7 protein-coding genes are annotated in these 7,274 nt (G+C 60.4%); 2 read left to right on the forward strand and 5 right to left on the reverse strand.

The features are described 5' to 3' along the window. Window positions 1-336: 336 nt before the first annotated feature. Window positions 337-1,461 (forward strand): dimethylsulfone monooxygenase SfnG, encoded by a 1,125-nt coding sequence (gene sfnG / locus GIW04_RS25655; RefSeq protein ID WP_236479318.1) that lies wholly within the window; start codon window positions 337-339, stop codon window positions 1,459-1,461. Between the two features lie 37 nt (window positions 1,462-1,498). Here the strand turns inward: sfnG and map are convergent, their stop codons facing one another. Beyond that, window positions 1,499-2,269 (reverse strand): type I methionyl aminopeptidase, encoded by a 771-nt coding sequence (gene map, locus GIW04_RS25660; RefSeq protein WP_003190945.1) that lies wholly within the window; start codon window positions 2,267-2,269, stop codon window positions 1,499-1,501. Beyond that, a complete protein-coding gene (locus GIW04_RS25665; protein ID WP_003190946.1) occupies window positions 2,269-2,469 on the reverse strand; it encodes a ParD-like family protein in 201 nt (66 codons plus the stop codon). The genes map and GIW04_RS25665 overlap by 1 nt, the downstream gene beginning before the upstream one ends. Before the next feature lie 371 nt (window positions 2,470-2,840). Between GIW04_RS25665 and GIW04_RS25670 the strand changes: the two genes are divergently transcribed. After that, a complete protein-coding gene (locus tag GIW04_RS25670) occupies window positions 2,841-3,110 on the forward strand; it encodes a DUF1652 domain-containing protein (protein ID WP_003190947.1) in 270 nt (89 codons plus the stop codon). 72 nt (window positions 3,111-3,182) lie between these two features. Here GIW04_RS25670 and GIW04_RS25675 read toward each other — a convergent pair whose 3' ends face one another. The 3 genes from GIW04_RS25675 to GIW04_RS25685 all read right to left on the reverse strand — a co-directional run. Continuing rightward, the gene (locus tag GIW04_RS25675; RefSeq protein ID WP_120248224.1) at window positions 3,183-5,783 is read right to left on the reverse strand and encodes an autotransporter family protein; all 2,601 of its coding nucleotides are present in this window, start codon (window positions 5,781-5,783) and stop codon (window positions 3,183-3,185) included. A gap of 145 nt (window positions 5,784-5,928) precedes the next feature. Then, window positions 5,929-6,867, reverse strand: a complete 939-nt coding sequence (locus GIW04_RS25680) for a carbohydrate kinase family protein (protein ID WP_120248223.1) — start codon at window positions 6,865-6,867, stop codon at window positions 5,929-5,931. Window positions 6,868-6,879: 12 nt separating this feature from the next. Next, window positions 6,880-7,274, reverse strand: a 395-nt coding sequence (locus GIW04_RS25685; protein ID WP_268939266.1) for an FGGY-family carbohydrate kinase, incomplete at its 5' end; no start/stop codon positions are given.

Below are 7,274 nucleotides of genomic sequence, written 5' to 3' on the forward strand. Positions count from 1 at the left end.
CGCCATCCATGGCGCGGGGCGGCTAAACCGGCATCCCTGCCGGTTTACCCCCCAAATCCCTGTCGAATTCCGGCCAGCGTGGTTTAACGGGGCGCCTGAGATCAAAAGCAGATCAAGATCAAGAGCGACTCGCTTCGCATCGTGGGTACGCTTGGTGCTGGTCGCAACTGTTGCTCCAGCAACAGCAGATCCACAAACTGCTGCGATCCCGGACACTGGCAAGCCATCGCGTCAATCCCGCTTTTTTCCCGCAACCCCCAGGCTACGGGCATTTGCCTGCCCCTGGCACGCTTGCTGCGTAAGCACTGGTACATCCCCTGTGCGAGGTACCGTCCGATGAGTCAGCAAGCCGTGAAATTTGCCTATTGGGTACCCAATGTCAGCGGTGGGTTGGTCGTCAGCAAGATTGAACAGCGTACCCACTGGGGCATCGAGTACAACCGCAAACTGGCGCAACTGGCGGAGGCGGCGGGCTTTGAGTATGGCTTGACCCAGATTCGCTTCACCGCAGGCTACGGCGCCGAAAACCAGCATGAATCCGTGGCGTTCAGCCATGCGTTGCTCGCGGCAACCACCACCCTCAAGGTCATCGCGGCGATTCTGCCCGGGCCGTGGCAACCGGCGTTGGCGGCCAAGCAGTTGGCGACCATCGACCAACTCACCAATGGCCGTATCGCGGTGAATATCGTCAGCGGCTGGTTCAAGGGCGAATTCCACGCCATTGGCGAACATTGGCTGGAGCACGATGAGCGCTATCGACGTTCCGAAGAGTTTATCCGTGCCCTCAAAGGCATCTGGACCCAGGACGATTTCACCTTCAAGGGCGCTTTCTATCGCTTCAACCATTACACCCTCAAGCCCAAGCCCGTGGGCCAACCGGAGATCTTCCAGGGCGGCAGTTCGCGGGCGGCGCGGGACATGGCGGCGCGGGTGTCGGATTGGTATTTCACCAATGGCAATACGCCCGAAGGCGTCAAGGCACAGGTCGATGATATTCGCGCCAAGGCCGCTGCCAACCAGCATTCGGTGAAGGTGGGGGTGAATGCCTTTGTGATCGCCCGCGACACGGAGGAGGAGGCGCAGGCGGTGCTGGCGCAGATCATCGACCAAGCCGACCCGGAGGCGGTCAATGCCTTTGGTGACGCGGCCAGGCAAGCAGGCAAGGCGTCGCCGGAGGGCGAGGGCAACTGGGCCAAGTCCAGCTTTGAGGACCTGGTGCAATACAACGATGGCTTCAAGACCAACCTGATCGGCACGCCGCAGCAGATCGCCGAGCGCATCGTCGCACTCAAGGCCGTGGGGGTGGACTTGGTGCTCGCAGGCTTTCTGCACTTCCAGGAGGAAGTGGAGTATTTCGGTAAACGTGTATTGCCGCTGGTGCGCGAGCTGGAAGCCAAGTCCACTGTAGGAGCGAGCTCGCTCGCGAAAAACGTCAACGAAGAAGTGGGTAGCCTGGTTTAACGCGTGGTCCTTGAGGCCTTCGCGAGCAAGCTCGCTCCTACAGGGTGTGAAGGTTTTGAGGGGTTTGCAAGGTCAGCACTTCAAACCCATCCGCCGTCACCGCCACGGTATGTTCCCATTGCGCCGAGAGGCTGTTGTCCTTGGTGACCACCGTCCAACCGTCTTTCAGGCTGCGGGTTTTGGCGCTGCCCTGGTTGAGCATCGGCTCGATGGTAAACACCATGCCTTCGCGCAGTTCCAGGCCGGTGCCGGGGCGGCCGAAGTGCAGGATTTGCGGTTCTTCGTGCATTTGCCGGCCGATGCCGTGGCCGCAGTATTCGCGCACCACGCTGTAGCCATTGGCTTGCGCGTGGCTCTGGATCGCATGGCCGATATCGCCCAGGCGCGCGCCGGGCTTGACCTGGCGGATACCGGCCCACATCGCCTCGAAGGTCATGTCCACCAGGCGCCTGGCCTTGGGCGTCACGTTGCCGATCATGTACATCTTGCTGGAGTCGGCAATGAAGCCGCCTTTTTCCAGGGTGATGTCGATGTTGATGATGTCGCCGTCCTTGAGCAATTGCTTGGCGCTGGGCATGCCGTGGCACACCACTTCGTTGATCGAGGTGTTGATGCAGAAGGGGTAGTCGTACTGCCCCAGGCTGGCAGGGCGGGCCTTGAGGTCATTGCGGATGAAGGCTTCGACGGCGCTGTCCAGCTCCAGGGTAGAGCGGCCGGCGGCGACGAAGCCGTCGAGCATGTCGAAGACCTGCGCCAACAGGCGCCCGGCTTCACGCATTACGGCCAACTGTGCGGGGGTCTTGATCATCAGCTACGCCCCCGGATCAGGTCGGGTTTGTCCAGCAACAGCTTGTTGATCAGCTCGTTGTAAGGCAGATGCGGGTTGAGTTCGGCGAGCAGGCCGATCTTGATCCAGAACTCGGCCTGGGCGTTGATGGAGCGGTCCATGGCGGCGCTGGCCAGGCGCAGTTGTTCGTGCAGCTGATCGGTGATCTTGACGATGCCCATAAGGTTCACTGTGTTTAATTGATATACGAATCGTATATGTTTCGTATGGTTATCGCAAACCTCCGTCGGCTTAACGGTGGTGGGCTGATTGGTTGCGATATGTTGCCGAAAAAAGGATTTCCACATAAACGCCTGTCCCCCCACGCTGCGGGTTAAACGTTTAATCGATGTAGTTCGGCGATGATGCCGAACAGGCCGTTTTCTTTAATATGAGCAAGCGGTTTGCTTATGAGGAAAGGTTACAACCACCACGGTTTTTGCCGAGTAGGCTTACTGATTGAAAGCGTCTTCCAGGGTTGGCAAGACGTGGCAGGCAAGTGCCTGTCGGATACATATAACTGTTGGCAGTCTCAAAAAAGGAGAGGTTAGCCATGCTTTCAGAACTAGAGCTTCGCAGCATTATTGAAGGAAGTTTCCTGCCTAAACGGTGCGAATGCACCAAGGCCGAAGATGCCTCGTTGACGATTAAAGTCTACGACGACCGCGACCGCGACCGGGTGGATTTGGAAGTCAAAGGTATAAACGCCGACAAACTCGACAGCAGTCGAGCCATTTGCAACCTGATCACCGGGTTGCGTGAGGACCTCAGGCACAACCACGCACCGGTCCTGCAACGAGCAGGCGGGCGCGGTTATCACTAGTTGATCGCTTGAGGGTCAATTGAGACCGTGGGCCTGGTATGTGCCAGGCCCAACGCTGACAAGACTTCACCTTTACCAGCTCACTCTCACGCCGATACTACCGCTGGCGCCCTCAAAGTTATTGTCGTCCAGCCCGGTTCCATATTTGCCCTCCACATATGCGCTGACCGCGGATGACAATTGAGCCACGACGCCGGCGCCAATATCGGCGGTGGAGGACTTGTGATCGCTCTTGATCCGGTCCACATCATCGAACGTCACCGTGTCACTGCCGCCAAAGGTGTGCCAGACATTGGCCCGCAGGTACGGCTCCACGGGCATGTTGCTGACTAGATAACGGCCTTTCAGGCGTGCACCGAGGCGGCCGGTCCAGTACTCCTGAGAGTCGAAGGAGACCTTGGAGATGCCATCGTGCTGGCTATCCAGGTCGATTTTCTGGCCGATCACCTGGGCTTGTGGCTCCACCACCCAATGTTCGGACAGCGTGATCGGGTAGCCGGCTTCGGCCGATAACGTCAAGGCGTGGCCCTCGATGTCCATCTTCACTCCTCGATCGGACTTGTTGTCCCCGTCCAGGCGGGTGCCCATGGCGACGAGGTCGACGTACCAGCCGGTGGGATCGGTGAGGGTCCAGTAGGCGCCGAAGTTGTCACCGTCGAGTTTGATCCGCCCGGCGCGATGGTCCTGCCAGCCCAGCGCAAACCCTTTTACGTCGCCGCGCAGGCGGCTCTGGCCGATAAACAGGCCAAAGCGTTGAGTCTGCCCACCGCCGGTTTCGCTGGCATAGAGGTCATGGCCGACCTGGTAGCCCTTGGACGTGCCGTCAAAACTCGGCGTTACCGTGCCCGACCAGCTTTTGTTGAAGTCACTGCCATAGGCGCGGGCCCAACCTGCCGGCACTGCACCGGTCTCGGTCAGCAGGCTTTGCTCGCCCTGGCGTTCATGAAAGGTACCGAGGGCTTGCAGCGTCATTACCTGCGCAGCGGGGATGTCCACTGAATAGACCGGCACCTCCAGGCGATACAGTGCAATAGGCGCCGCACCGGCCACGGCGCTTGGCAGCACAGGGTTGCTGGCCGCCGATTGCGGTGACGTGACTGCGGCGACTGGGCTGGGCGGTGGCGCGAGCGGCTCGATCGGTGCCACCGGCTGTGCGGTGGGCGGCTCCACGGGCGGCTCATCGGGGCCGACCACTGGCGCAGTGGGTGGAATGGGCGCCACCGCTACCGGCGGTACAACGGGCGGCGGCACGGAGGGAACGGCCGGCGGTTGCACCGCTACCAACGAGGAGCGCAGATACCAGTTGTTTTCTGTGCCGGCGGTAACGCCGCCCTTGAACAGCATGTACTCATAGGCCCCGGCGGAGACCGAGCCGTTCAAGGCGAACGCATCGGTGCTGCTGACAGCGCCGTTGAGCGCCTGGACCACTTCGATGCCGTTGTTCTGGGTCAGCCCACCGGCACCGCCGAGGTTGCTGACGCCCAGTTGCGTGTGGCCACTGATGCTGCCGTCGGAAACCACCAGCTTGTCGGTGGCCGAGTTTTCATCGCCGAGTACGGTTTGCAGATGCAACCGGCCGTTGTTGCCTACGTAGTTGCCATGCACCGTCAAGACGCTGGTCGCGCTGTTGTCGCCGGTCATGTCGATCGTGCCGGCGTTGTTCAGCGTTGCCAATTGGCCTGCGGTATAGGGGCGAATAGCGCCTTGGGTCACGGCCAGCGTGCTGCTGCCATCGATGTTGAACGTACCGGTATTGCTCGCACTGTCGCCAAGGAAAAAATCCCCGGCCAGGTCAAAGCGCGAGGCGTTGTCGAGGTTGACCGTCTCCCAGCCGACATAGCGTGCGGGCGTACTGGAGGTGGTGTTATCGAAGGTCAGTTGATCGTTGCCCAGGCCGCCATCGACCGACGGCGTACTGGCCAGCAGGCTTTCACTGAGGTTGCGGAGCAGGGCAGTGTCGTCGCCATCACCCATCAATACCGACGAGTTGATCTGGCCTCCACCCAGCCAGTTAAACGTATCGTTGCCGACGCTGGCGCGAATCTCGCCATTGATCACGCCACCGCTGACGGTAATGCTGTCATCGCCGCCGCTGGTACTGATGTTGCCACCTATGAAGCCGTTTAACATGCGGATCGTGTCGACATCAAAGCCGGTGACCAAGTTGCCTTCAATGGTCCCCCCGGTCATTTCATAGAAGTTTTTATCCAGCTTCATATTGACCCGACCGATAGTGCCACCGCTCTGGTAGGCCACATCGCCGTCCTCAAAAGCACCGACGATGGTGCCGCCCTCCATTCTGAAGGTGTCGAGACCATCGCCCTGGAACAGGGCCAGGATCTGCCCGCCCGTCATGAGGAAATCGTCGATACCGGCGCCTTGTTGCACCACACCGGTGATCAGGCCCGAGTCGATGCGCACGGCATCGACCCCAGGGCCAAAGGTGACATTACCGTTGATGGTACCGGTGCCGCCCGCAGGGAGGTTCAGGCGGTTATCCCCGGAAAGATCGGTCAAGCCGGGACTGCTGCCGCTGTCGCACGTGTAGGTGTCGTTACCGGTTCCCGGGGTGAGAACGCAGGCGGCGTGGGAGGATTGAGGGATCATGTATTGCAATGAGATGAGGCCGACAGCTAAAACGGCCCGGGTCGAGAAACCACTGGGCTTTTGCATGGGGGTGTCCTAGGTTTGTTGTAATAACTGCTCCTGTTTTTGGGTTTAGCACAGTTTTTCAGTAGCGCAATTTTTTTGTACATGACGCGCAGGCCACGGAATACGTGGCCTGCATGCTGGCACTTTGATTTTTTGTCCGCTCGCCTCAATCCAATTGGTGACGATAGGGCAGGTCCGGCCCTGTCTTGCCGCAGGTCAGGGCGGCAGCCCGAATCGCGAAACCCAGCATGGCGTCGATCTGCTCGCGGCTCAGGTTTTGCAGCCCGTCAACTGAATCCAACTGCTGTTCCGTCAGCCACGCAATCAGCGCCGCCTGGAAGGTATCACCAGCGCCCACCGTATCGGCCATCACCACCTTAACCGCAGGTTGCGACCAGGTGCCATGCTGACGGCTAAACACCGACGCGCCATCGCCACCACGGGTGAGGAACACTAATTGGCAACGGTGTTGCAGCCAGCCTTGCAGCACGCTTTCCGGTGTCTGTTCGGGGTAGAGCAGGTGCAGGTCTTCGTCGCTGACCTTGATCAGGTCGGCGTGTTGCACCAGCTCTGCGACGCGCGCACGCCACAGATGAATATCGGGCTGCGGGTTAAGGCGCACGTTGGGGTCGAGGCTGATCAGGCGCTTGCCGCTTTCACGCTTGACCAGGCTCAGCAGCGTGTCACCAATGGGCTGTACCACCAGTGAAAACGAGCCCACATGCAGCCCGCGAATCTCATCGCTCAGGGGCGGCAGGTGCGTCAGTTGCAATTGCCGGTCGGCGCAGCCTTCGCCGCGAAAGCTGTACTGCGGCGAGCCGTTGGCGCCCACGGCGACCATCGCCAGGGTGGTCGGCGCGTCGAACTCAACCAGAAAGCGTTCGCTGATACCTTCGTCTTTCAGTACTTGCTGCAAGCGCCGTCCAAGGTAATCGGTGGACAGGCCGGCGAAGAACCCCGACTCGATCCCCAGGCGGCGCAGACCCACCGCCACGTTGAATGGCGAGCCACCGGCAATCGCCTTGTAATTGAGCTTGGCGGCCTGCCCGCTGGCATCCTCCTCGCTGAAGAAATCAAACAGCGCTTCACCACACACCAGATACATAGTTGCTCGCTCTTAAAGGGTTGCCACGTGCTGTTGATAACGCTCATACGCCTGTTGATAGGCGCTGACATTGGCGGCCACGGGTAAGGTGCGGCTGGCAGGGTCAATGCTCACGCATTTGTCGCACAGGCTGGCCAGCGGTTCGCCGCTCTGGCACCACGCCGCCTGGATCGCCGCGCCCAGGGCGGCGGCCTCGCTCTGTTCGGTACACACTACTTCGGTGTGCATGATATCGGCGACCATCTGCCGCCACAGCGGGCTTTTCGAGCCTCCGCCGATCAGGCGGATGCTCTGGCTTTGCAGGCCGGTCTGGCGCAGCAGGTCGAGGCCATAACGCAGGCCGAAGGTGGTGCCTTCGACCACCGCGCGGCACAGGTTGGCGCGGGTCAGGTTGGTCATGGTCAAGC

It is taken from the genome of Pseudomonas sp. PA-4-8C (assembly GCF_021606625.1).
GTDB lineage: Bacteria > Pseudomonadota > Gammaproteobacteria > Pseudomonadales > Pseudomonadaceae > Aquipseudomonas > Aquipseudomonas lactis.